This window comes from Thalassospira lohafexi (assembly GCF_002844275.1).
Lineage (GTDB): Bacteria > Pseudomonadota > Alphaproteobacteria > Rhodospirillales > Thalassospiraceae > Thalassospira > Thalassospira lohafexi.
In genome coordinates this window covers 166,983-191,384 of the sequence record NZ_NXGX01000004.1, presented here as the reverse complement: position 1 = coordinate 191,384, position 24,402 = coordinate 166,983, and the positions used below count along the sequence as shown (strand labels likewise).

Genomic DNA, 24,402 nt, shown 5'->3' with positions numbered 1-24,402 from the left:
GATCATCACTCCCCATATGCAGGGGTAAAAGAACCGTCACCAAACACGCGCAACCAACAGGATAACCAGCAAACACAATGGCCGAAGGTCAAGACATCACACCGACTGGATCAGGCGGGTCTGACGGCTCCGGCGGTGGCGGGCTGAATATGGCTGGTATTCAGGCGCGTGTTTCCTCGGCGTTGAAGCGCGGCGATATCGCAATGGCGCTTGGTTTCATCATGATCCTTGTGGTCATGATGTTCCCGATGCCGCCTTGGTTGCTTGATTTCATGCTCGCTCTGTCGATCAGCTTTTCCGTGCTGATTTTGATGACGTCGCTGTTCATTCAAAAACCGCTTGAATTCAACTCATTCCCGATGATCCTTCTGGTGGCAACCTCGTTGCGACTGGCATTGAACATCGCGACCACGCGTCTAATTTTGGGCCACGGGCACGAAGGCACCCATGCCGCTGGTGCAGTGATCGAGGCTTTCGGCAGTTTCCTGATTTCCGGTAACTTCGTGATCGGGATTATTGTCTTTGCCATTCTGGTCATCATCAACTTTGTCGTGATCACCAAGGGTTCAGGCCGTATCGCCGAGGTCGCCGCCCGCTTTACTCTTGATGCCATGCCCGGCAAGCAGATGGCCATTGATGCGGATCTGTCATCAGGCCTGATCAACGAAGAACAGGCCAAGGCGCGGCGTAAAGAACTCGAAGATGAAAGTTCGTTCTTCGGGTCTATGGATGGTGCATCCAAGTTCGTCCGTGGTGATGCCGTTGCCGGTATCCTGATTACCTTTATCAACGTGGTCGGCGGTATCATTATCGGCACCGCGCAGATGGGTTTGTCGCTTGGTGAAGCGACCGAAACATACACGATCCTGACGGTTGGTGATGGTCTGGTATCGCAGATCCCGGCCCTTATTGTATCGACCGCTGCTGGCCTTCTGGTCACCAAGGGCGGTCTTGACGGGGCAACGGAAAAGGCTGTTTTCGGCCAGATCAGTAACTACCCGGCAGCTCTTGGCGTTGCCGCAGCCCTGATGGGTGGCATGTCGCTTCTGCCCGGTATCCCGATGGTCTGGTTCCTCGGCCTTGCCATAGGCTTGGGGTATCTTGCCTATCGCATGGGTAAGAAACAAAAAGAAAGTGCGAATCAGATCGTCGCACAGGAATCCAAAGCCGCCGCAGATGCCGCCGCACCGCCGCCCGACGAACCCATCGCCAATTCCCTTCGCATGGACTATGTGCGGCTTGAACTGGGCTATGGCTTACTATCGCTGATCAGTACCGAACGCGGTCAGAAACTCACCGACCAGATCAAGGCACTTCGCCGTCAGCTTGCCGGTGACATGGGCTTTGTCATGCCGTCCGTCCGAATTCAGGATAACATGCAACTGCCAGCCAATACCTATGTGCTGCGGGTCAAGGAGATCGAAGCCGGTCGAGGTGATTTACGCCCCAACATGTTGCTGGTGATGGACCCGCGCGGCGAGGAAATAACGCTTTCGGGCGAAAAGACGATGGAGCCAACCTTTAACTTGCCTGCCATGTGGATTGAACAGGGCATGAAGGAAGAAGCCATGTTCCGCGGCTATACGGTGGTTGATCCGCAAACTGTGATCACGACGCATATCACAGAAGTCATCAAAGATCACATGCCTGAACTTCTGTCCTATGCGGAAACCCAGAAGCTGATGGATGAACTTGATGACGATCAGAAGAAACTGGTCGAAGACATCGTACCGGGTCAGGTATCGGTCGGCGGTGTTCAGCGCGTTCTGCAAAACCTTTTGACCGAACGCGTGTCCATTCGTGATCTGCCTACCATCCTTGAAGGCGTGGCCGAGGCAACCGCCTTTACCCGCAACCCGACCTTTATGACCGAACATGTTCGTTCACGGCTTGCGCGTCAGTTGTCGGATGTGAATACCAATATGGATGGTGTCATCCCGCTTGTGACCATGTCCCCGCAATGGGAACAGATTTTTGCCGAAAGTCTGGTGGGGTCGGGCGAGGAAAAGCAACTTTCCATTCCGCCAAGCCAGCTTCAGGAATTCATCAACAAGGTGCGCACCACGTTTGAACGGCTGGGCATGATGGGGGAATCACCCGTCCTTCTGACCAGTCCGGGCATTCGCCCCTATGTCCGTTCAATTGTTGAGCGTTTCCGCCCGACCACTGTGGTCATGTCGCAAAACGAAATTCACCCCAAGGCGCAACTTAAAACCCTGGGGCAAATCTGATGGTCCGCATGAAATCCATACGCCCGATGGCGGGCACAACCAGCAAGGAGGGTATGAATGCGTCTTAAGACCTTTACAGCCCCCACCATGACAGAAGCCATGGCGCTGGTTAAGGAACACATGGGATCTGATGCGATCATCGTATCAACACAGGATATCCCGGGAAGTGGCGTGCGCCTGACGGCTGCCCTTGACCATGATCCTGATATGGATGTTGGGGATGACGGCACACCGGCCCCTGCCCTGCAGGAACAACTTGATGCCGCAGAAGAAGCTTTGACCCGGCATAATTTTCCCGAACGGCTGCGCATTCGCCTGTGTGATCTGATGGCGCGTGAAACCGCGGCGGCCTCTGCCCAGCAATTGCTGGCCGGGGCACTTGATGAAATTTTCGATTTCTCGCCACTTCCGGAAAAAAATACGCCCCGTGCATTGGCCTTTGTCGGCCCGCCGGGATCAGGAAAAACGTTGGCTGTTGCCAAAACCGCCGCCCGTGCTGTGATGAAAAAACGTAAAGTTGCGGTGATTACAACTGATTACAAACGTGCCGGTGGCATGGCGCAACTTTCTGCGTTCACCCGCATTCTAAGCATTGATCTGGTTCAGGCCAAATCAGCCGACGAGCTCAAAGCCCGATTTGGCGAAATTCGCGAAGCCGATATGATCCTGATTGATACAGCCAGCTGCAATCCGTATCTCGAAAGTGAAATTGGCACGCTTTGTGAATTCCTTTCGGCAATACCAAACGAGACAATACTGGTTAATCCTGCGGGAATTGATGCAGATGAGTCTGCTGATATCGCCAATGCCTTTGCCGATGGCGGCGCAACGCGTTTGATGATATCACGCCTCGATGTCGCCGCCCGCCTTGGCGGTGCGTTATACGGGGCGGATTCAGGAAATCTTTCCCTTTGTAATGTAAGTATGACGGCACAGGTTGCGGATGGTCTGACAGCGCTTAGTCCCCTTGCCTTAGCCAAACTTCTCATACCGTCCCATCGCGCCAAAACCGCGAAACCGAGCTTCTCCGAGGTCATGAAATGACGACCAAGTCCGATGCCACACCAAAATCTGCCCCGCGCACCAGAGGCCGCAATGTTCTTGCCGTCGCATCTGGCAAAGGCGGCGTGGGCAAGACCTGGTTTTCCATTACCCTGACCCATGCCATGGTTCTCGAAGGGCACAAGGCATTGCTGTTTGATGGTGATCTTGGCCTTGCCAATATTGACATCCAGCTTGGCCTGATGCCCAAACATGATCTGGGCGGGGTTATCGCCGGGCGCATCAGCCTTAAGGACGCCATCACCAAGTTCCCTGATGGCGGCTTTGACATCATTGCCGGGCGCAGCGGTTCGGGCAGTCTTGCCAATCTTCCGGCCACCCGACTTCAGGCTCTGTCTGATGACCTTATCCAGACAGGGAAATCTTATGACAAGGTTCTGATCGACCTTGGTGCCGGTGTGGATCAGGGTGTGCGTCAGATGACCGGTCTTGCCAATACCGTCATTGTCATCACCAATGGTGACCCGACGTCTTTGACGGATGCTTATGCCTTTATCAAGATCACCCATATGGCCCGACCAAAAACCGATATTCGGGTTGTGGTCAATATGGCCAAGGACAAAAAAGAAGGTCAGGCGATCTATAACAAATTGCTGAAAGCCTGCGAGGGATTTTTGAAAATTTCCCCGCCTTTGCTGGGTGTTATTCGCTCAGATACGCGTGTGTCGGAATGCATTCGCAATCAGACACCGCTTTTGATGCGTCATCCAAATTGCGATGCAGCCCACGATATAGAGGCCATCGCGCAGACCTTGCTCGAGGAATAATTTGTCATGACCCTGCCGCCGCAAGCCATATCGCCAGGCCCTTCTGTCGGTGGACAGGCTTCGGCTGGCACCAGCGGCCAAGGCGGCCAGGCGGGCACACCGGCACAGGTCACAGCAACCGTCACCAACGACACGCCGCAAAAAGTCGCGGCGGCAATTGCGAAATTACCGGTGGAAACCCTGCTTCAGGCAAGGGTCCAATCGCAATCGGGAAACCAGTTGACCCTTGCGACTGCACTGGGTCAGGTCACGGTTAAGGTGCCAACTCAACTTCCATCCACTCTGGGTGATTTAATTTGGGCGCGCATTCCGACCGCAAACCAGACAACAGCGCAAATGCCGGGCGGAGGAACAACACCCCCTGCCGATGGCATGCGGCTGCAATTGCTTCCCCAGACTCTAACACCCGGTGCAACCGCCACCGGAAGTGCCATAACAGCCGGTAACATCACCAGCAGTACCCTTACCCCCGGCCAAACGTTTTCGGCGGTGACCACATCGGTCCTTACCATGCCCAACGGAACCCAGCTTCCTGTCGGCAGCCAGACACAGGTGATTTTTCTTGGGCAGGGAACTGTCACCGCACAACAGGCCGCACAGGTCCTAAACCCTGCCGCCGGCGGTGCCGCCACCGCCGCAATGACAACCGCACCAAACCAGACGGTTCTGCTTCAGGCCGGCGGGCAATCCTCATCCGCCTTGCTTTTGACCGGCACGGTTTTACCATCCAACAGTGCCGAAGCCCGCATGTTGCCAAACGGCTTTACCGCCTTGCGCACATCCGCGGGCATTGTCGGCATCAAACTCCCGATGCCTGCTCCAACGGGTGCGACACTGTCCTTTAGTGTCGATGCATCGGGCAGTGGCCGCGTTGCCACATCCATGCCCATGACCGAGGCTGATTTGATGATGCGGGGTCAAACTGCTGCCTTGTCACGCGACTGGGGCAGCCTGCAACAGGCCATCAGTGCATTACAGCAACATGATCCGGGTGCGGCGTCATCCTTGATGAACAACCTGCCACAAGCAGGCCCGAAACTAACCGCCACCATGATGTTCTTCTTTGCCGCGATGACCGGACCGGGTGGCAATTTGCGTGGCTGGCTGGGCGATCGTGCAGCAAACAGCCTTGCTGCACTTGGCGATACAGATGGTGCTGGCGGATTTAAAAGGCTTGAAGGTGATTTTGGTCATCTGCGCGGCATGGCCGCAGAAGAACGCCCCGATGGTTGGCGTGTTATGGCAATGCCGTTCAACATGGGCGATAAAATTGAACAGCTGCAACTCGGCTGGCGCCATGGGGATCGGGAAAACGAAAAAGGCGAAAAGGAAGAGCCTGGTACGCGCTTTCTGCTTGATCTATCCTTTAGCGAGGTCGGCCACACCCAGCTTGATGGCTTGGTCAAAGGCGAAGACAGCACATTTGATCTGATCATCCGCACCGAAAATCCGCTTAAACCCCATAACCGCGACGACATCCGCGGCATCTTTCGCGATGCATTACAAATCTCTGGCTACAAGGGCCATATGGTGTTTCAGGATGGTTCACGCTTTGTCGAAATTGGTCCGATTGCAGACGATGATAGCCCAAATTCTCATCACGGGATTGAGGCTTAGGGCCTTCGGCCCGAAACCATCAGAATACCAGCCAGTATTCCGAAGGAAGGTTCACCAATCTTTCCGGCATGCTGGGGTTTTCGATGAAGAACCGTTTGCGTTTGGTCGTCTGGCTGTCCCGTAAAACCCGTCGGATCATCGGATGATCAAAGAAGTATGCGTCAAAGGCGCCGTTTTCATGCGCACGCAAAAGGCCCTGTGTCAGGATTGCATGACGCTTGGTGTCATTGCGATTGAGATACAGGAAATAATCAAACGGATAGACAACCTGTACGGACTGATCAATTACCAGATCACGCCCGTTTGCACGCTGTTGCGCAATCTCGATGAATGCTTCGTGAATGCCCCGGTTAAAGATATCAAACCGGTCTTTTTCCAGCATCCCCCAAAGATTGGCATAGGTGCTTGGCACCACATTAAATCCGTCCGCCTTAAAAATGCTGGTGTCAGGCCAGTCTGTTCCCGAGCCGACTGTAAAAGCACGCAGATCCTTGAGTGTCTGAACCTGACGGAGTTCTGGCAGCACATCCGGGCGTGTAATGAAAATGCGATTGCCAAGTAACCCGCGCGTCATCGGGAAATCGACCTGCAGGAATTTTCGTTCCCGTTCCCGCGAATGGCCGGTGAAAAACACATTGATCTCGCCGCCCTCTTCCATCAACAACAACAAGCGTTCCTGCGGCGTACGTGGCAGTAAAACAAGTTCAAGGTCATGATCCCCGTCGGCATACTCAAGCGCCAACCGGATCACACCAATTTCGTAGTCAAAAATATCGACATCACCATGAAGGATCGCCAGACGAAAGATCTCCGCCCGCGTCGTTTTGGTCATCATGGCGATAGATGCCAGCATCAAAAATGATACAAACAGAATACGCCAGAACACGGCCATTTCACGTTCCTAAGAAACTTTTACCGTTCTACACATGGGGACCGATCACACCGCAACAAGCCACCAACATGACTTTCGTGTCGGCAAGGCCATGAAATGAAAGCTTTCTCCTCTGCCCGCGACAGCGTATTCTTATATTTGAAAACGCACGAAACGGTAGGGAATACATGCTTGAAATCTTCCAGCGCCGAAACCTTATCCTGACCGAACCCAATCCCGGTCCGCAGATTGACTATGTCGTGACGCTGCAAAGCAATTTGACCGGTGCAGACAATGTCTTTCCCGCGCGCATGACGCTGCGGTATGTGCCGGACCGATTAATCCTTAGAACCAATACGCTGGCCGAATATTACGCCGAAATTGCCAATATTCCGTTTCAGAACTTTGAAAGCTCGGCCGTTCTGTTGATGGATGATTTCAACAACGAACTGGTGCCGCGCTGGATCAGCCTGCGTCTGGACAAACAAACCGCCGATAACGATCAGATTTTCCATCATGAAACCGCACTCGAAGACCGCCAGCCCAAATGGGGCAACCCGCGTTTGCTTGATCGGCTCGAAAAGTACTAATTCTCCTGCAGGACGAAACCTTCAATTGAACATGGCAAGTTCATATCAGAGGAGCATGCGTTGCCCCCACACGTGAAAGCAATAATCGCACCTCTGCTTGCTATTTTATTAATATCCTGTGACGATGGCACAGGATATTACAGAAAAAAAATCAATGAATTAGTGCCGATTGGGACAACAGAACAAGTTACTTTAGAAGAAGTAACCGGTATAGGATGGATATATACTTACGACCCATTAGACAATGCATATCTCGTTTATGACCCCAAGCAAAACGAAAACACTTTCGTCAGAGTTGGAATCAAAATTTACCTTGATGATCAGAGAAAAGTAAAAAATATTAATATAAGATCATTTGCAAACTTCATGTAACTATCGACTGCAAAAATTAAAACACATTCGGTTAATACTAATTCATTCGCGGCTATTCATCTTCCCAAAAAATTCAATCATGGAATTTTATGAGCAGATGCGACTACCACCTCGCAGAACCGAACCAGTTTCTTCTAGTTTTCATCGGAACGGATTGCCGTGCACCCATTGCGTCAGGGAATAGCGCAGGCCCGCCGTCGTTGGCGCGACCCGGTGCAAAACAAAACTCGGAAAGAAAATCGCGGTTCCGCGTGTCATTGGCGCATCAAAAACGTTGCCCGCCGGATTGAGCTGCAATGCACCGCCTTCATACTCATCGGGATCTGACAGCTGGATCACCAGTGTCATTTTGCGCCGCCGTGCGACGTCGGATGCGCCAACATCACTGTGCCAGTCATAGTGACCGCGTTGATCGCCGGAATAGCAGGCGATTTGGGCATCTTCAGCAAAATCGGTCAGCATGAAGTCGAACACGTTGCGGTTTACATCTGCGACCAAATCAATGATCCGACGCGAAACAACCGGTTCCTGTTCTTCGTTAAACCATGTGATTTTGGACCGACGGATATGCGTGGCTGTTTGCCCCTGAACAAGGCCGCCGTCGTCCATTTCATGGGCAAACCCGGTAATCAGACGATCACAGGTGGCACTGTCCAATGCATCGGGAACAATTGCATACATTTCTTCGGGAAACATGCACGACATTCTCCATGCCGCGTGGGCCATTTTATGGCAAAGACCCAAGAAAATTCTTTGCGGTAGGATGCTATAGGGCCAAACGGCCCGATTGACCAGAACATTTGCCACATGGCAAAGACGCGTTAATCAAGCGCAATCACCCTGCCGTTTGCCGCCTGCCCATCTTCGGGATCATGGGTTACCATCAAAGTCGGCAAACCATTTTTGCGGGCAAGATCAAACACAAACGATCTGATTTGATCGCGCAATCCACGATCAAGTTTTGAAAATGGCTCATCAAGCAACAAGACACCGGGTTCAGAGAGCAACACCCGCATCAAGGCAACACGCGCGCGCTGTCCACCTGATAAGGTTACCGGATCACGCTCGGCAAGCCCGGCCAATCCCGCACTTTCAAGTGCCGCGGCAACCCGTGCACGCCGTTCTGTTTTTCCCCTGATGGAGGATGGCAGCGCAAACGCCAGATTGCCACCAACCGATAAATGCGGAAACAGCAAATCATCCTGAAACAAAATGCCGACATGCCGATCCTGCGGCGCCAGGCCATCCAGCACAGTATCGTTCAGGCGAACAACGCCCCGCACATCAAAAACCGGGGGCAACGTTCCGCAAATATGCCCCAGAAGGCTGGACTTTCCCGACCCGCTTGGCCCCATAAGGGTGACGATCTCGCCCGGTGCGATCACAAGATCAATATCCACCAGCAACCGATCCCCCAACCGGATCGATAGATCACGCAGCTCAAGACCGCTTTTCATCTGCGTATTGCTCATGCCGCCTTCATATCCTGTTGTTTCCCCCCATGCCACGGCGCCGTGCAAATAGAATTGCCGGGATCAGCAATGCCAACGCAAAACCGGCAAAGGGCAACATCATCTGCAACAACCCATATATGCCAATCATCCTGCGATCGCCGCCTGTCGCCAGTGCGACCGCCTCGGTCGTCACGGTTGCGAACCGTCCCGCTCCGATCAGAAGCGTTGGCAAATATTGCCCCACGGTCACCGCAAGCCCAACCGCCATCGCCGTAAGGACAGCACGGGTCAATAGCGGCAACCGGACATGCCAGAATACCCGGTTTGGTGACGCGCCAAGGCACAACGCCGTTTGCCCATAGCGCGGATCAAGTGCGCGAAACGGGTCAGACAGCGACAAAAACACGTAGGGCAGAACAAAAACAAGATGTGCCAGCACCACTGAAAACAATGTGCGGTCCAAGCCGACAAGGGTGAAAAACACCTGAAGGCCAAACATGAAACTGATCTGGGGCACCAAAAGCGGCAGGTATATCAGCCACATGACGCGCTTGCGCGGTCGAAAACCGGTGCGCACTTCATTTTCCAGACATCCCAAAACCAGTGCAATGGCGACAAGGACGCTGGGCACACCGATCATTAATGTCACGGCAAGACTATCGCCAAGCGCGTCAAACTCACGTGCCCAAAGTCGCAGACTGAAGTTGCGCGGCAAGACATCCGGAAAAGCCCAGAACCCGGCAATGCTCCAGACCAAAAGCACCACCAGCCCAAGGATCACGGCACCAGCAGCAACAATCGCCAATATGGCCGCCCCATGCCGCAGCCATCCGTCATGGGCCAACCGCCTGCCATCAACAGCCCAGTTACGCCCCAGTGCACCAACGATCTTTTCCCCGCCAATCCAGACACCCATAGCAACCAAAACGATCCCTAACTGCAAAACCGCGCCGCTTGATGCCATGAAACGATACGACAAATCCGGGTCAGACAGCCAACCAAGGATACGGACGGCCAGTGGGGCGGGCGTTGTCGGGGCTAAAATGATCGCAACATCAACCACAGACGTCGAATAAGCCAGAACGGCCAGAACCGGCAGACGAATTTGCGGATAAATGCGCGGCAAGGTGACCTTGAACCATCCGGTGATACGACCGTAACCAAGGCTGGCAGTAACCTGTGCAGTACGATCCGTATCGGCCTGAGGCAAGGCTGCCAAAGTCATCAAGAATAAAAACGGGATTTCCTTGATCACCAAACCAACAATCATAGCAAGACCAAGCGGATCATGGATAATCGCCAGATCAGGCGGGCGGTCCCACCCGGCGGCCTGCGCAACCAATCGGGCGATCCATCCCGATGGCGCGATTAAAAATGCCAGCCCAAAGGCCGCCGTTGCATGCGGCACGGACAAGATCGGTGACAGCAACCGCTGGAGCACCCGAAACACACGTGTGCCTTGCCATGCGGCACAAAACAGCATGACAATCACAACCGAGATCAAGGTCGCGGCAAGGCCATTGATCAGTGACAACCCAATGGAGCGATCCAAACCCGGCTGGGCCAACAATGCCTGCCATGGATCAAGACTGGCCCCATCGCCCCCCAAGGCCGGCAGAATGCCAAAGGACGGTAAAATAGTCCCGATCAGCCCGGCGGAAACCGGGCCGACCATAAAGAAAAGAGTGATGATCGGTACAAACCGCAGCATGTGCGATTACTGCACCACGCCATAGCGTTTCTGCCATTCGGTCTCGACCAAGCTCATCCAACTTGGATGGGGTTCTGGCAGAACCGTACCGCGTTCAGCCGGTGACAGGGATGCGATTCCAAGATCAAGATTGGCAAAGGCATTTTGCATATCGGCAGGCAGCTTATCCATCGCAAGGACGGTATCCGCCCCCCAATATTGCGGGTCCTGTTTGCGCAGTTGTGCCTCGGGTGACATCAGGAAATCTGCCAGAACCACCGCACCGGCCTTGGCCGACGCGTTATAGGGAACGGCGACAAAGTTGGTATTGCCCAACGTGCCCGTATCAAAAACATAGGACCGAACAGTATCGGGAAGTTCAAACGCCTCAATCGCCGAAGATACCTCGCCCGAGCTAAATGAAAACGCGATATCGACTTCGTTATCGGCCAGAAGGGTGCGCATAGCCGCCCCGTTTTGCGGATAGGCCTGCCCATTGCGCCACAACAGCGGCTGTAAATCTTCAAGATATCCCCAAAGTGGAGCCAGAACCTTTTGCGCGTCCACTTCGTCGGCGGGCTGCTGCAACACTTTCGGGTCGTCAACAACCTCGGTCAAAACCTGTTTGAGGAAGGTCGAACCCATATAGTTTGGTGGTTGTGGGTAGGTAAACCGTCCGGGATGTTTTGCCAGCCATTCAAGTAATGCCTGTGCTGATTTTGGCACGCTATCAAGCTTTGCCGTATCGTAATAAAAACTGACCTGTGCCATCCCCCACGGCGCTTCAAGCCCGTTGGTCGGTACGGTAAAATCATTGATCACGGTTGGCTTGCCTTTGACATCGACATAGTCAAAGTTTGGCGTTTCCTCGACCCATGGACCAAACAGCAAATCATTGCGCTTCATCGCAGCAAAGTTTTCACCATTAATCCAGATCAGATCAACCGCACCACCATCATCAACACCTGCGGTCTTTTCCGACAAAACCTTGGTCACCGCATCGGCGGTATCGGTCAATTTAACCTGAACAACCTCAACGCCATAGCGTTCAAGAACTTGATCACCAGCCCATGCGATATAATCATTGATGCGTGGTTCCCCGCCCCAAGCGTGCCAATAAACGGTTTGGCCCCGCGCCTGTTCAAGAACCGATTGCCAATTTCCAACATCGGGTGCCGGGTCGGCAACAGCAGACATTGGCATCGACGCCACGGCAATACCGGTTGCCACCGCAAAACCTGAAACGAAACTGCGCATCTTTGACCGCATCCTAAATGATCCCTTTGTCTGATAACCGAGCAAACCGCAACACCCGCGACAGGCACGCGCATTTGGTTAGCCGATTGTTTTTGTTATGGTCATTTTTTCAACACTCGAACGCCAAAAGCAATTCACGCTTGCGTTAGATGCTGTGCCCTCACATTTTATCTGCAATCGACCATGTGCCAATAACGCCTGTTTGGGAAAAAAATCATGTTTGAATGGATCAGTGATCCTCATATGTGGATGGGTCTTGCGACCCTGACTGCGCTTGAAATTGTTCTGGGGATCGACAATATCGTTTTCCTGTCGGTCATTGTTTCCAAACTCCCGCAAAAACAGCAGGCTTCTGCGCGGCGGATCGGTCTTATTGGTGCTATGGGCATGCGGCTTGCGCTTCTGGCCTGCATTGCGTGGGTCATGGAACTCACCACGCCGTTATTTTCCGCGTTTGGCAAAGACATCAGCGGGCGTGATTTGATCCTGATCATCGGCGGATTGTTCCTGATTGCCAAGGCGTCTAAGGAAATCCATCACAGCATTGACGAACCCGAAGAACACGGTCCGGGGAAAATAATGTCGGGCTTTGCCATGACCATCGCACAGATCATGTTGCTAGATATCATTTTCTCACTCGACAGCGTGATCACAGCCGTTGGGCTTGTTGATCACATCTCGATCATGATGATTGCCGTGGTTTTGTCTGTTCTGGTGATGCTGGTCGCAGCTAAGACCATTGGCGAATTTGTCGAAAAGCATCCTTCGGTCAAAATGCTGGCGCTGTCTTTTCTCATTCTGGTTGGTTTCGTGCTGTTGCTTGACGGGCTCGCAATCCACATCCCGAAAGGCTACATCTACTTCGCAATGGCATTTAGCCTATCGGTCGAGACGCTGAACCTGCTGAACAGGAAGCGAAAACTCAAACGCCGCGCGCAAGAGAGTGCATAATGCAAAAAGTTGCTCCCCCTCAGTGTTTGCAGAACGCCTTTGACGAACATGGTCTTGGCGATATCGATGTGTTCTCTTTTCCCGATGGCACCCATTCCGCAGCAGATGCTGCCGCCGCAATCGGATGTGACATCAGCGAGATCGGCAAATCACTGGTCTTCGTCACCGAGCCAGGGCGGCCGGTGCTGATCATCATGAACGGTGCTGATCAAGTAGATGAACATCGCGCAGCAGGCTTGATCGGCCTTCCAATGCGTAAGGCAACCGCCCAGGAAGTCCGCGAACTGACAGGATATGCCATCGGCGGCGTGCCGCCATTTGGCCATGCCAAACCCGTTGAAACGCTGCTTGATCAAAAGCTTTTGACAAAAAAAACCATCTGGCTGGCCGCAGGCACGCCAAAAACCGTATTTGCACTCGCACCAGATGAATTGCGACGGGTAACCGGGATCGAAACCGGGGTGGATATTGCCGCTTAAAGCACCATCAAAATCCAACATTGCCGCGTTCATTGACATGCTGATTGACAAGGGACCTGAATTGTCCGGGGAAAAGATCGCGTCTAAATAAGTCCGTCGTCGCGGGTAGCCGAACGCATGCCAATTTCGTCGAGTTCTTCCTGTTCTTTACGATCTTCTTCCGCGCGTTCGGCTTCTACCCGATTGCGTTCTGCAATCTCGACCGTTTTCATGTCCTTAAAGGCATCTGCCACTTCCTCGCGAAAGGCGTCAATCTTGCGTTCCTGTTCGGCAATGTGCCCGTCCAATGCTTCGCGTTCGGCAATGACTGCATTGGCAAAACTGGCATAAGCAAACCCGACCAGTTCGGGATTCTCGGATGCTATTTTCTGTTCGGCAATCAGCGCCTGTGCAAGGGCTTCTTTTTCCGAAATCAGCTTTTCAAGCACCCCCATCATCTCGCCCAGCTCACGGCGCTTGTCATCAAGCGTCCATTTACGCATGCGCAATAGGGTTTTGAAATCCTTGGCCATAGCGGCTTACTTATCTCTGCCAAAATGTGCGGTGTGCTGAATACTCATCCACCACCCCCGCCTTTGGCGTTATTCTGTTCGCGGCGAAGCGCCCGTTTGGCTTCGTTCAGGTCCTGCTCGTTGCCGCGATTAGAACTGCTGGTGACCTTGGAACGTGGTTCGCGGGGTTTAAGAATGGGTCCTGTTGACGGTGGCGGCGCCGGTGCGGCACCGGGCAACTCATCGGGCGCCATTTGCCCCGTTGCTGCGGGCCCGCGGCCACCTGCCACACCATTTTGCGCCATCTGGGGCGCGTCATCCTGTGGTGCGACCAGATCAAGACGGCGCGCAAGATCAAGATACCCGTCATTGAGCCGCATGCATTCGGTTTTGCGCTGTTTGAGGAATTCTTCGATCAGCGGGAAATAATGGATTGCTTCATCAACCTTTGGATCGGTCCCCTTGCGATAGGCACCAAGCCGGATCAACTCGGCCATATCGTCATAGGTCGCCAGCAACTGACGGGCACGCGAAACGATCTGATTTTCGCCCTCGGTGTTACAGCCGGGCATCGTACGCGAAACACTGCGCAGAATATTGATCGCCGGGTAACGACCCTGCTCGGCGATGGAGCGGTCCAGAACCACGTGACCATCAAGGATACCACGCACCGCATCTGAAATCGGCTCGTTATGATCATCGCCATCCACCAGAACCGTAAACAGTCCAGTGATGGATCCCTGCCCCGGCCCGCCGGGTCCGGCACGCTCCAACAAACGCGGCAGTTCGGCAAACACGGTCGGGGTATAGCCCTTTGACGCGGGCGGTTCGCCGACAGAAAGACTGATTTCACGCTGGGCCATGGCAAAGCGGGTGACGGAATCCATCATGCACAGCACATCGCGCCCGACATCGCGGAAATATTCCGAAATCGCCATGGTCATATAGGCTGCCTGACGGCGCATTAATGGTGGCTCGTCAGACGTCGCCACAACAACTACCGACCGACGCAATCCTTCTTCGCCCAGATCATCCTCGATAAATTCGCGGGCTTCGCGGCCACGTTCCCCAATCAACCCGACCACGGAAACATCCGATGTTGTATGGCGCGTCATCATCGACAGCAGGCTTGATTTACCAACGCCTGACCCGGCAAAAATGCCCATACGTTGCCCACGGCAACAGGTCAGAAACGTATTCATCGCCCGCACGCCCAGATCAATCTTGCCAGCGACACGCTGGCGTGAATGGGCCGATGGCGGCATGTTGCGGATCGGATAGGCCTGTTGCCCCTCACTCAGCGGTCCTTTGCCGTCAACTGGCTGACCAAATGCGTTGACCACGCGGCCAAGCCAGCTTTCATCGGGGTAGACCTGCGGTTGGGTATCGGCCAGCTCAACTTCGCAGCCAATGCCGATCCCATCTAGAATACCAAACGGCATCAACAGTGCGCGTTCATTGCGAAACCCGACGACTTCGCAGACGACGGCTTCGCCATCGCGACGCTTGACCTTACACCGGTCACCGACAGACAGCGCGCCTTCAACACCACCGATTTCAACCAATAGACCCAAAACAGCGGTCACCCGCCCGACAATACGGTAATCGGGGATGCGGCGAAGATCTGCGATAATGTTGCGACCGATCTGGAACACGTTTAGGGGCTTTTCCGGTTGCTGTTACTTTTACTGGGCGTCGTATCGACAGTGACCCGATATTAATCAGAATGACAATTGCCGGTTGGGGTGGCAAATCGAGCCGCGTCGTACCAAATATATAGGCATAATTGGCGTTAAAAAGCTGTGTATACGGAAAATTCGCAAAAAAAAATCATTTGCGCCCCTTGTTGGTTAACGCTGCAAACCGTTGGGAAGTCTCGCATTCCGCCTCCGAGTCGTATTCGGAGATGAAAAAAAGTTAACAAGATGCGACTCGGCTGCTTGCCACGAGTCGCAAAGCAACGTATCGTTAACGGAATGGGATAAAATTTCCCGACCGACAATCGTTGGGGCGCTTGTCGAATAACCGGATAAACACGGACTTATTGCGGAACACGGTAACGGAGCAGAAACATGCGGGTGCTGCTGGTTGAGGATGACAACACCTATGCTGACAGCATTGAGCTGATGCTCAAGTCTGAAGGCATGGTAATCGATACGACCGACCTTGGCGAAGATGGCCTTGAGATCGGTAAGCTTTATGACTACGACATTATTCTGTTGGACCTGATGCTGCCAGATATTGATGGCTACGAGGTCCTCAGACGTTTACGCGATGCACGCGTCGACACCCCCGTTCTTATCCTTTCGGGGCTGACGGAAACCGAAGACAAGGTCAAAGGCCTTGGGTTTGGCGCTGATGACTATCTTACCAAGCCGTTCGAAAAAACCGAACTTCTGGCACGCGTACAGGCAATTGTTCGCCGTTCACGTGGCCATGCCCAGTCGATGATTGCGACCGGAAAACTCAATGTGAACCTGGATGCTCGTACTGTCGATGTCGACGGATCACCGCTGCATCTGACCGGCAAGGAATATGGTATTCTTGAATTGCTGTCGCTGCGTAAAGGCACGACACTGACCAAGGAAATGTTCCTCAACCACCTGTATGGTGGCATGGATGAGCCGGAACTCAAGATTATTGACGTTTTTGTCTGCAAACTGCGTAAGAAAATTCAGTCTGCAACCAAAGGCGACAACTACATCCATACGGTTTGGGGCCGGGGCTATGTCCTGCGCGATCCTGACACCAACAGCGCTGCGGCCTGATCTTGCCCTTTCCCAAAGCACGATGGTGCTGGGAAACGTTACAAGAGTGCCCGTAATCAAAAAACGCCCCGGATCTGCACCGGGGCGTTTTTGTATCTAAAGCATTTTGCATTAGGCCCAAGATGACCCTGAACTCCGACCGACTTTAGGGCAGATGAACAATCGGGTGCACGATACCGCTTATCTGCAGCCAGTCGATCAATTCAAACAGTGGCACCACCATCAAAAACACCAAGCCATCACAAAGTGTTCGCCACAAAAGTTTTGGTCGAATATTAAGTGTTTCCATATCTTGCCATGCTGAAAACCGTGGACCGAAACGCGGTACGTCAGCCTGATACGCAACAAACGCATTACCAAAAATTTCGGCCAAGGCGCGTTCTTCACGCAGGATCACGGGTAAAAACACAGCAATAGCCACCAGAACAAACAACAGTGTCATCAAAAGACTGCCGGTCTGCGCACCAATCCCCGCCGCACCAATAAAACTGAAAACATAAAGCGGATTTCGGCTTAGTGAATAGGGTCCGCTATCGGTAAGTTCCTGTGCCTTTCGGCCTCCAATATAAAGCGTGCACCATGCCCGCCCCAGAATGGCAATCGCAATCAAAAGCACCCCGGCGGTTTCAACAGCTTCATGGGTAAACATCCCCACAGCAGCATTTGACTGTATCAGGGGCAATGCCCCTATCATGAGGAGAGAAAGGCAGCTGATCGCCAACTTACGACGACGTTGCAGATCGGTTAACGCCTTGCGCGGTGCTGCGGTAGTGGAAGAAGAAATCATACTCGTTTCCGACTTTCAGTTCATCACCGAACAGTCGGCAATGCACCGGCTGCCGGTTATTTTTTGTCGTCCGGTTTCCCGAAACGGGACCGATCATAGGTCGATGACGGGCGGGTCGTCCCGGTGGCACCACCTGTATTCCCCGTCCCGTTTGAGGGCCGCGGCGGCGTGCCACCAGCACCAGTACCGGTTGTCCCGGTTCCTGCGGAGCCAAGCGGCCGACGATAGGCAGAACCCGTCGAACCCGTCCCGGTCGTTCCTGTTGATCCCGGCCGTGCTGTAGAACCCGTACCAGTCGAACCTGACGGCTTACTGAACGAACTGCCTGTGCCGGTTGTCCCGGTCCCAGATGGACGGGTGGTCGTGCCCGTCGTTCCCGGACGCGCCGTTGTTCCGGTTGTCCCTGTCGTCGTCGGGCGCGCTGTTGTACCAGCCGCACCTGTCGTACCGGTGGTGCCAAACGGACGTGCGGTCGTGGAACTTGTTGTTGGGCGGGTGGTCGTCGCACCTGCCGCCCCCGGTGCTGCCGGACGGGCAGCCGTCCCGGTCGTCGCACCTGCCGCAGTTTGCATATGCTTGGGCTTCTGGAAGGTAAGACCACCGGTTGCGGCACCACTTGATGCCGCCGCAGTCCCACCAGCCTGTGCTTTTTCAAGTGCCGTCAGATCAACTTCCGGTGCACCGGGACGGTTGAGCTGATAAATACCGCGCTGACGTGCGAGCGGTTTGAACTTATCTGAAATACCCAGAACCGTTTCCGCACCACCAAGGAACAGGAAACCGTCATCTGGCATCAATGCCGAAACGCGGGCAAGAACATCGCTTTTGGTTGGTTGATCAAAATAGATCAACACGTTACGGCAATAAACAATATCGAACTGCCCCAGCGGACGGAAATCTTCCAGAAGGTTGAATTCCTTGTACTGAACCTTGGATCGGATATCGGCTGAGATCTGCCACTGATCTTCTTTTTTCTGGAAATATTTGACCAGAAGATTGATCGGAAGGCCCCTTTGGACTTCGAACTGGGAATACATCCCGGCCCGTGCCTTGGTCAATATCTCGCGCGAGATATCGGTCCCGATAATTTCAATACGCCATCCCGAAAGCTGGCTTTTGAATTCATCTAAAATCATCGCCAGCGAATAGGGTTCTTGGCCCGAAGACGCCGCAGCACACCAGATGCGCAAATGACGTTTCGCTGCACGCGCCTTGATCATGTGTGGCAGAACAACATGTCGGAACTGATCGAATGGTTTGGTATCGCGGAAAAAGAAGCTTTCATTGGTTGTCATCGCATCGACGACATCTTCAACCAGCTGGCGGTCGCCGCCGCGCATGGCACCGATCAACTCGCCCAAATCTTTCATGCCGCGCTTACGCGCAATCGGCATCAGCCGGCTTTCGAGCAGATAAGTCTTGTCCTCACTCAGAACGAGTCCGGACTTTGACTTTATCAGTCTGCTTGCGAAATCGAAGTCTTCCGGCTTCATCATTGTGGGTTAACGACCCCCCGCGAATTTTTTAATATAGGCCGCAATCCCGCCGACTGGCAGAACAGCAGAACAGATACCAGCATGCGCGGCAGCGCCCGGCATCCCCCATACAACACTGCTTTGTTCGTCTTGCGCCACAACCATTCCCCCGGCACCGACAACAGCACGTCCACCAAGCATACCATCCTGTCCCATTCCGGTCAGTATCGCGGTCAGAATATTTCCACCATAACTTTCAACGATACTGCGCAACATCGGATCGACCGACGGGCGGCAGAAGTTTTCTGGTGGATTTTGGTTCAGCTTGATATGGCGCGACGCACCGCGCCCTTCCACTGTCATGTGGTAATCACCCGGCGCAAGATAAACCTGTCCACCAACAATAGGCATCCCATTTTGACCTTCCTGACACTTAAGTCCAGTCAGACGGGTGATATGTTCGGCCAAAATCGTCGTAAAGGTCGCAGGCATATGCTGGGTAATGAAGATCGGCTGACGCACACCGGCGAGCCCGCGCAACACTTCAAACAATGCTTGCGGCCCCCCGGTCGAACTGCCGATGGCAATCACTTCAACGTTCAGACGCTTTTCCGGCAACAACGATACGGCCTTACCGCCACCAACACGTGCCCGTGTCGGCGCAGGGGCAGAAGACCCGCGCGCTGTGTTTGGCCGTTGTTGTTTGGGTGCGGGCCCACTTGGCGCTCTTGCAGCCGGGGCTGCCGATGGCTTGGCCGTGCCTGGAACACTCGGTTTTCCGGGCATGGCCGGTTTGGCAACGGCAGCCCTGCCCGCCGTATTTCCGACAGCAATGGCAGCATCGCGAATAAGCCCGCCGGGATCACGCGGCGCACCTTGCACGCGCGGATTTCCCGGCACTGTCGCCGCACGCTGGCCCGGATCGGCAGCGCGAGCAGACTGCGGTGATTGCGACGAAGGTGCAGGCTGGGCTGGTGTTTGCGGTGTTGGGCGCATTTGCACCTGTTGCGGACGTGGATGCTGCTGCATCGGACGCGGCCGCAATTCGGCGGTAAAACGTTTGCGCTGAATACGTCCGACTTTTTGCATCTGCTGATGCTCGACCGACATTTGAGCACGGAACGGTGCCTGATCCTTATCGTGCTTGTCATCCGAAGCAGGAGTACCGGCGGCGGCGGCATCCTCCCCTGCTTCAGGATCTTGGGGTATCTCTGCCACCTGGGGTGTGTGCGGATCGGCCTCAGCGGGGTGCTCAGCAGCCGCCTCTAATGCCGCGTATTCCTCGGCACGGGCAAGAGCATGTGCTTCCTCGACTTCGAGCATCTTGCGACGCTGCTCGGCCCATGCCTTTACCTTGTCGAGAAGTTCGGCCCGGAAGCCTTCCCCGACATTGAGGTCTTTTGCTGAACTGGGTTTGGGAATGTAGTCAACTGCGCCAAGGGTCATTGCCTGAAAACTGATATCGGCATTCCGCTTGGTCAGGGTAGAAGCCATGATCACCCGCACTGTTGGGTCAATTTCCAACAGCTTTGGTAAGGCCGTCAGTCCGTCCATCACCGGCATCTCGATGTCGAGAACCACAACCTCAATGCCACCGCCTTCCATGACAGCAAGGGCTTCTTCACCATTATTGACCGATCCTACGACGTTGATTTCGTCGTCCTCGGCCAACATGCGTGTCACAAGCCCCCGTACAATCGCGGAGTCATCGACAATCAGGACTTTGTATGGCGAATGGACAGGCACTTCTTCCACGTAGCAGCATCCCCGCTAGACTCTCAGGAGATCAAGGACAGGTTGCCAAGACGGCAACATCAAAACAGGCGATCTAAATCAGACCAACCTGTTCAAATTTTGCCTGAATGATCTCGCTGTCGAACGGTTTCATGATGTACTCATTCGCACCGGCTGTAATGGCTTCCTGAATATGCTCCAGATCGTTTTCTGTCGTGCAGAAGACAACCACCGGCTCATCCCCACCCGGGGATGCCCGAAGTTCCCGCAGGAAATCAATCCCGCTTTTGATCGGCATGTTCCAATCAAGCAGCACCGCGTCGGGCATATCTTCAAGGCACTTTTCAAGTGCCTCCTGACCATCGACTGCTTCAACAACCTCGAAGCTCATTTCTTCGAGGATGCGGCGCGCGACCATTCGGATGACTTTTGAATCATCGACGACGAGACAACTCTTCATCGACTTCCTTCTCGTGTTTCTAGGTCGTTAAGCCAAGAACGGCATCGCACCGGACGCATTAAGGCGCCCGGCACACTATCCAAGATCAGACAGCCTGCTTTACTGCAGCATTAAAATCAAGCAGTCGCGTCACATCAAGAATAACCAAAAGCTTTTTATCCAGCCGGAAAATTCCATCGGAAAATTCCCGCCAGCGTGCATCAAGGGTTGCCGGGTTCTGTTCAAACGCCTTTTTAGGTACGCTTAGAACTTCTCCTACCTGATCAACCATCAAACTGTAAAGTTCGCCACCTTGATCAACAACGATGCTCATGCCCGGATCTTCGTCTTCCTTGTCACGAAGCCCCAAACGTTTGCGCACGTCAATTGCGGTCACGATACGCCCACGCAGGTTCAGCGAACCGGCAACTTCGGGCGGCGCAAGTGGGATACGCGTAATACGCTGCGGCCCCAAAACATCCTGAACCGTCAGAACCGGAATACCGAAAAGCTGTTTGCCGATATACGCGGTGACGAAATCCTTGGTGTCACCGCGAAGATCAAGAGCTGCCCCACGTTCATGGCTCGGGACAAGTGCCTTATTGTCACTCATTTGGAAAATCTCCCGATTAAATGGTGCTCAATGTCTGGATCAAGGTCGAGACAAGCGCATCACGGTCAAATTTGGCCACATAATCGCTGAAGCCGACCTGGCGACCGCGCTCGAAATCTTCGTCTTTCGTATGCGACGACAGGGCAATGATCGGAGTCTCGCCCCAAAGCTCGTCATTCTGCAATGCTTCAGCAAACTCAAAGCCGTTCATACCGGGCATTTCGATATCACTGATGATCGCATCAAAGACTTCGCCACGGTTTTTAAGTTCCATGGCCTGCTCGGCATTTTCAAGTGCCGTCACACGGAACCCGGCAACCGAAAGCATCGGCGTCAGAAGGTTACGGAAGAACGGGCTGTCGTCGATCAGAAGAACACGCTTCTTCTCGCCACCATTTTCTTCGGTCCCGAACCAGTCACTAAAGGCCAGTTCAAGATAATACCCCGCATCGATCAGATCGGTTGCCTTGCCGTCAATCACGGCCGAGCCAACCAGACCATCCTGATCCGCTGTCAATTCAACATTCAGCACGTCATCGACGATATCAACAATCTCGTCGACCACAAGCCCCATGGTCCGTTCGCGATCCTGGAAGACAAGGGTCGGCTGGCGACCTTCGGTCTTCATCTGATAGCCACCGTCAATAAAGACCAGCGGCATCAGCTTGCCACGATACTGAACCAGCGGACGGCCATTGGAATGCTCAATGTTCTCGACATCGATTTCCTCAAGACGCGCCACCAGTGCAAGCGGCACGGCGCGGACTTCATTGCCCCCGGCCCGGAACACCAGCATCGAGGTGGTTTCGCCATCGGATGCGTCGGCTTTGGCTTTGCCTTCGACACCTTGCGAATCCCCAACAGTGATTTCGCCGGTGCGGTTGGCAATGCCGTTCGGGTCAAGGATCATGATCACGCTACCATCGCCAAGGATGGTATTGCCCGAGAACAGCGACAGATCACGCAGGATCGGTGCAACCGGTTTGACCACGATTTCCTCGGTGTCAAACACACGGTCGACAATAATACCGAATGAATATGTCCCGACCTGAGCAACAACGATGAAGGCTTCTTCATCAACCCCGTCATCGGCCTCCTCGGTGGTATCAAGCCCAAGAATTTTCTTGAGCGTGACCAGCGGAAGAAGACGATTGCGCAGACGCAACACCGGGGTGTCGTGAATGCGTTCGATGGAATGTTCGGAATTGTTCGATGCGCGAACAAGCTCCAGAACGCTGATCTGCGGGATGGCAAAACGTTCGCCACCACTTTCAACGATCAGAGCCGAGACAATCGCCAGGGTCAGCGGAATTTTAATGATAAAGGTCGACCCGCGGCCTTCGACCGATTTCAGTTCAACCGTACCACCGATTTTTTCGATGTTGGTACGAACAACGTCCATACCCACACCACGTCCAGACACCGATGTGACTTTTTCCGCGGTCGAGAAACCGGCTTTGAAAATAAACTGCTGGATCTGCTGGTCGCCCATGCTTTCCAGCTCACTCTCGGTCGCCAGACCGTTGGTGATGGCTTTGGCCTTGATCCGTTCAAGGTTCAACCCACGACCATCATCGGAAATCTCGATGATGATGTGACCACCCTCGTGATAGGCGTTCAGCGTGACCGTACCGGTTTCAGGCTTGCCAACTTCACGACGGCCCGGAATGTCTTCCAAGCCATGGTCGGCAGAGTTCCGCACCATGTGAGTCAACGGATCTTTGATAAGCTCAAGCACCTGACGGTCAAGTTCCGTATCGGCACCGATCATCTGCAGATCGATTTTCTTGTTCATCTCAAGGGCAAGGTCGCGAACAATACGCGGCAACTTGGCCCATGCATTACCGATTGGCTGCATACGGGTCTTCATCACGCCTTCCTGAAGGTCGGTCGTGATGTGGGACAGGCGCTGCAACGGCACAGTAAATTCGCTGTCGTCCTTGCCGCGCACCATCTGCAAAAGCTGGTTACGGGTCAGGACAAGCTCGGAAACCAGCGTCATCAGGTTTTCAAGCAATTCAACGTTCACGCGGATCGTCTGGGCCGCAACCGAACTTTCCTTGACTTCGGCACGCGGTGCTTCGGCTTTCGGACCGGCTGCCTTGGCAGGTTTGGCCGGCGCGACTTCCTGTGACTTGGCCGCAGCCGGCGGAGCCGCCGCAGGTGCTTCTGGTTCGGCAACTTCCGGGTCGACTTCTGTCGCGTCAAAGATGGCCTGCAAACGTTCGTCGTCAGTCATCTCAGGCGCGTCATCGGCAGGCGCTTCTTCAACAGCAGCCGCCGGTGCAGCGTCCCCGCCCATGATCGTGCCGGTATCGGCAAAATGGTTCAGGCGCGCAATCAGATCGGCGTCATTGCCGTCCGGCTCTGCTTCGTTCTGTTCAAGCTCACCGAGCAAATATTTAATGGTATCGATGGATTCCAGCACCAGCGTCACCGCAGGCGGTGTGACAATCAGTTCACCATCACGGATTTTCCCGAGCACGTTCTCGCCAGCATGCGCGACAGCTTCCAGTCGCGGCAGGCCAAGAAATCCGCACGTCCCTTTGATGGTATGCACCAAACGGAAAATGTTGGACAAAATATCAGGATCATTCGGGTTCTGTTCAAGCTTCACCAGCTCGACGTCAAGCGTCGAAAGGCTTTCCGAAGTCTCGGTCAGAAATTCACTTAAAAGATCGTCCATATACCCCCTCCAAAACTCCAACAATCAACCGTTTGCCGGAACCGGAACTCCCATTAATGCCCAAACAG

21 protein-coding genes and 1 pseudogene are annotated in these 24,402 nt (G+C 54.0%); 9 read left to right on the top strand and 13 right to left on the bottom strand.

What is annotated here, in order from left to right; translation table 11 throughout:
- The first annotated feature begins 77 nt into the window (after positions 1-77).
- From flhA to COO92_RS10690, 4 genes are read left to right on the top strand one after another with little or no spacing between them, the layout of a single operon-like run.
- Positions 78-2,231 carry a flagellar biosynthesis protein FlhA gene (flhA, locus tag COO92_RS10705; RefSeq protein ID WP_206186394.1) on the top strand — a complete coding sequence of 718 codons (2,154 nt, stop codon included), beginning with the start codon at positions 78-80 and terminating at the stop codon, positions 2,229-2,231.
- 57 nt (positions 2,232-2,288) lie between these two features.
- Positions 2,289-3,275 carry a flagellar biosynthesis protein FlhF gene (locus tag COO92_RS10700; protein ID WP_101302019.1) on the top strand — a complete coding sequence of 329 codons (987 nt, stop codon included), beginning with the start codon at positions 2,289-2,291 and terminating at the stop codon, positions 3,273-3,275.
- Positions 3,272-4,060: a MinD/ParA family protein gene (locus COO92_RS10695; RefSeq protein ID WP_101302017.1), complete on the top strand. Its 789-nt coding sequence runs from the start codon at positions 3,272-3,274 to the stop codon at positions 4,058-4,060. The genes COO92_RS10700 and COO92_RS10695 overlap by 4 nt, the downstream gene beginning before the upstream one ends.
- 6 nt (positions 4,061-4,066) lie before the next feature.
- Positions 4,067-5,677, top strand: coding sequence for a hypothetical protein (locus COO92_RS10690; RefSeq protein WP_101302016.1), 1,611 nt, complete (start codon positions 4,067-4,069; stop codon positions 5,675-5,677).
- Positions 5,678-5,696: 19 nt separating this feature from the next.
- Here the strand turns inward: COO92_RS10690 and COO92_RS10685 are convergent, their stop codons facing one another.
- Positions 5,697-6,569: a hypothetical protein gene (locus tag COO92_RS10685; protein WP_101302014.1), complete on the bottom strand. Its 873-nt coding sequence runs from the start codon at positions 6,567-6,569 to the stop codon at positions 5,697-5,699.
- A gap of 167 nt (positions 6,570-6,736) precedes the next feature.
- Between COO92_RS10685 and COO92_RS10680 the strand changes: the two genes are divergently transcribed.
- Positions 6,737-7,138 carry a hypothetical protein gene (locus COO92_RS10680; RefSeq protein ID WP_101302012.1) on the top strand — a complete coding sequence of 134 codons (402 nt, stop codon included), beginning with the start codon at positions 6,737-6,739 and terminating at the stop codon, positions 7,136-7,138.
- Positions 7,139-7,198: 60 nt separating this feature from the next.
- Positions 7,199-7,510, top strand: coding sequence for a hypothetical protein (locus COO92_RS10675; protein ID WP_101302011.1), 312 nt, complete (start codon positions 7,199-7,201; stop codon positions 7,508-7,510).
- 141 nt (positions 7,511-7,651) lie between these two features.
- On the opposite strand, the gene COO92_RS10670 is transcribed toward COO92_RS10675, so the two are convergent.
- From COO92_RS10670 to COO92_RS10655, 4 genes are all read right to left on the bottom strand, one after another.
- Positions 7,652-8,206 (bottom strand): prolyl hydroxylase family protein, encoded by a 555-nt coding sequence (locus COO92_RS10670; RefSeq protein ID WP_101302009.1) that lies wholly within the window; start codon positions 8,204-8,206, stop codon positions 7,652-7,654.
- A 125-nt stretch (positions 8,207-8,331) separates the two neighbouring features.
- On the bottom strand, positions 8,332-8,982 hold the full coding sequence (locus tag COO92_RS10665; RefSeq protein ID WP_240626401.1) for an ATP-binding cassette domain-containing protein: 651 nt from the start codon (positions 8,980-8,982) through the stop codon (positions 8,332-8,334).
- A 7-nt stretch (positions 8,983-8,989) separates the two neighbouring features.
- Positions 8,990-10,675, bottom strand: a complete 1,686-nt coding sequence (locus COO92_RS10660) for an ABC transporter permease (protein ID WP_101302007.1) — start codon at positions 10,673-10,675, stop codon at positions 8,990-8,992.
- A 6-nt stretch (positions 10,676-10,681) separates the two neighbouring features.
- On the bottom strand, positions 10,682-11,911 hold the full coding sequence (locus tag COO92_RS10655; protein WP_165792322.1) for an ABC transporter substrate-binding protein: 1,230 nt from the start codon (positions 11,909-11,911) through the stop codon (positions 10,682-10,684).
- Positions 11,912-12,127: 216 nt separating this feature from the next.
- Between COO92_RS10655 and COO92_RS10650 the strand changes: the two genes are divergently transcribed.
- Both COO92_RS10650 and COO92_RS10645 read left to right on the top strand, forming a co-directional pair.
- Positions 12,128-12,862 carry a TerC family protein gene (locus COO92_RS10650; RefSeq protein WP_101302004.1) on the top strand — a complete coding sequence of 245 codons (735 nt, stop codon included), beginning with the start codon at positions 12,128-12,130 and terminating at the stop codon, positions 12,860-12,862.
- Complete coding sequence (locus tag COO92_RS10645) at positions 12,862-13,341, top strand: YbaK/EbsC family protein (RefSeq protein ID WP_101302002.1); 480 nt, start codon at positions 12,862-12,864, stop codon at positions 13,339-13,341. Before COO92_RS10650 ends, COO92_RS10645 begins: the two co-directional genes overlap by 1 nt.
- Before the next feature lie 83 nt (positions 13,342-13,424).
- Here the strand turns inward: COO92_RS10645 and COO92_RS10640 are convergent, their stop codons facing one another.
- Entirely contained in the window at positions 13,425-13,853 is a 429-nt protein-coding gene (locus tag COO92_RS10640) for a flagellar export protein FliJ (protein ID WP_101302000.1), read from the bottom strand.
- A 44-nt stretch (positions 13,854-13,897) separates the two neighbouring features.
- The gene (gene fliI, locus COO92_RS10635; RefSeq protein ID WP_101301998.1) at positions 13,898-15,487 is read right to left on the bottom strand and encodes a flagellar protein export ATPase FliI; all 1,590 of its coding nucleotides are present in this window, start codon (positions 15,485-15,487) and stop codon (positions 13,898-13,900) included.
- 417 nt (positions 15,488-15,904) lie between these two features.
- On the opposite strand from fliI, the gene ctrA reads away from it, so the two are divergent.
- Positions 15,905-16,600 (top strand): response regulator transcription factor CtrA, encoded by a 696-nt coding sequence (gene ctrA / locus COO92_RS10630; protein ID WP_022731839.1) that lies wholly within the window; start codon positions 15,905-15,907, stop codon positions 16,598-16,600.
- 145 nt (positions 16,601-16,745) lie between these two features.
- Here ctrA and COO92_RS10625 read toward each other — a convergent pair whose 3' ends face one another.
- The 6 genes and pseudogenes from COO92_RS10625 to COO92_RS10600 all read right to left on the bottom strand — a co-directional run bounded on the left by COO92_RS10625 (position 16,746) and on the right by COO92_RS10600 (position 24,334).
- Positions 16,746-17,387: a methyltransferase family protein gene (locus COO92_RS10625; RefSeq protein ID WP_101301997.1), complete on the bottom strand. Its 642-nt coding sequence runs from the start codon at positions 17,385-17,387 to the stop codon at positions 16,746-16,748.
- A 683-nt stretch (positions 17,388-18,070) separates the two neighbouring features.
- Positions 18,071-18,880: pseudogene (locus COO92_RS22275) on the bottom strand (CheR family methyltransferase); the annotation flags it as partial.
- 9 nt (positions 18,881-18,889) lie between these two features.
- The gene (locus tag COO92_RS22395; protein ID WP_101301994.1) at positions 18,890-20,617 is read right to left on the bottom strand and encodes a chemotaxis protein CheB; all 1,728 of its coding nucleotides are present in this window, start codon (positions 20,615-20,617) and stop codon (positions 18,890-18,892) included.
- 73 nt (positions 20,618-20,690) lie between these two features.
- Positions 20,691-21,056, bottom strand: coding sequence for a response regulator (locus tag COO92_RS10610; protein ID WP_101301992.1), 366 nt, complete (start codon positions 21,054-21,056; stop codon positions 20,691-20,693).
- An 85-nt stretch (positions 21,057-21,141) separates the two neighbouring features.
- Positions 21,142-21,648 carry a chemotaxis protein CheW gene (locus COO92_RS10605; protein ID WP_101301991.1) on the bottom strand — a complete coding sequence of 169 codons (507 nt, stop codon included), beginning with the start codon at positions 21,646-21,648 and terminating at the stop codon, positions 21,142-21,144.
- Between the two features lie 16 nt (positions 21,649-21,664).
- Entirely contained in the window at positions 21,665-24,334 is a 2,670-nt protein-coding gene (locus COO92_RS10600; RefSeq protein ID WP_022731833.1) for a hybrid sensor histidine kinase/response regulator, read from the bottom strand.
- Positions 24,335-24,402 lie beyond the last annotated feature (68 nt).

Coding starts and splice junctions, on each gene's coding strand:
- flhA (WP_206186394.1), top strand. CDS start 78: ATGGCCGAAGGTCAAGACATCACACCGACTGGATCAGGCGGGTCTGAC.
- COO92_RS10700 (WP_101302019.1), top strand. CDS start 2,289: ATGCGTCTTAAGACCTTTACAGCCCCCACCATGACAGAAGCCATGGCG.
- COO92_RS10695 (WP_101302017.1), top strand. CDS start 3,272: ATGACGACCAAGTCCGATGCCACACCAAAATCTGCCCCGCGCACCAGA.
- COO92_RS10690 (WP_101302016.1), top strand. CDS start 4,067: ATGACCCTGCCGCCGCAAGCCATATCGCCAGGCCCTTCTGTCGGTGGA.
- COO92_RS10685 (WP_101302014.1), bottom strand. CDS start 6,569: ATGGCCGTGTTCTGGCGTATTCTGTTTGTATCATTTTTGATGCTGGCA.
- COO92_RS10680 (WP_101302012.1), top strand. CDS start 6,737: ATGCTTGAAATCTTCCAGCGCCGAAACCTTATCCTGACCGAACCCAAT.
- COO92_RS10670 (WP_101302009.1), bottom strand. CDS start 8,206: ATGTTTCCCGAAGAAATGTATGCAATTGTTCCCGATGCATTGGACAGT.
- COO92_RS10665 (WP_240626401.1), bottom strand. CDS start 8,982: ATGAGCAATACGCAGATGAAAAGCGGTCTTGAGCTGCGTGATCTATCG.
- COO92_RS10660 (WP_101302007.1), bottom strand. CDS start 10,675: ATGCTGCGGTTTGTACCGATCATCACTCTTTTCTTTATGGTCGGCCCG.
- COO92_RS10655 (WP_165792322.1), bottom strand. CDS start 11,911: ATGCGCAGTTTCGTTTCAGGTTTTGCGGTGGCAACCGGTATTGCCGTG.
- COO92_RS10650 (WP_101302004.1), top strand. CDS start 12,128: ATGTTTGAATGGATCAGTGATCCTCATATGTGGATGGGTCTTGCGACC.
- COO92_RS10645 (WP_101302002.1), top strand. CDS start 12,862: ATGCAAAAAGTTGCTCCCCCTCAGTGTTTGCAGAACGCCTTTGACGAA.
- COO92_RS10640 (WP_101302000.1), bottom strand. CDS start 13,853: ATGGCCAAGGATTTCAAAACCCTATTGCGCATGCGTAAATGGACGCTT.
- ctrA (WP_022731839.1), top strand. CDS start 15,905: ATGCGGGTGCTGCTGGTTGAGGATGACAACACCTATGCTGACAGCATT.
- COO92_RS10625 (WP_101301997.1), bottom strand. CDS start 17,387: ATGATTTCTTCTTCCACTACCGCAGCACCGCGCAAGGCGTTAACCGAT.
- COO92_RS10610 (WP_101301992.1), bottom strand. CDS start 21,056: ATGAAGAGTTGTCTCGTCGTCGATGATTCAAAAGTCATCCGAATGGTC.
- COO92_RS10605 (WP_101301991.1), bottom strand. CDS start 21,648: ATGAGTGACAATAAGGCACTTGTCCCGAGCCATGAACGTGGGGCAGCT.
- COO92_RS10600 (WP_022731833.1), bottom strand. CDS start 24,334: ATGGACGATCTTTTAAGTGAATTTCTGACCGAGACTTCGGAAAGCCTT.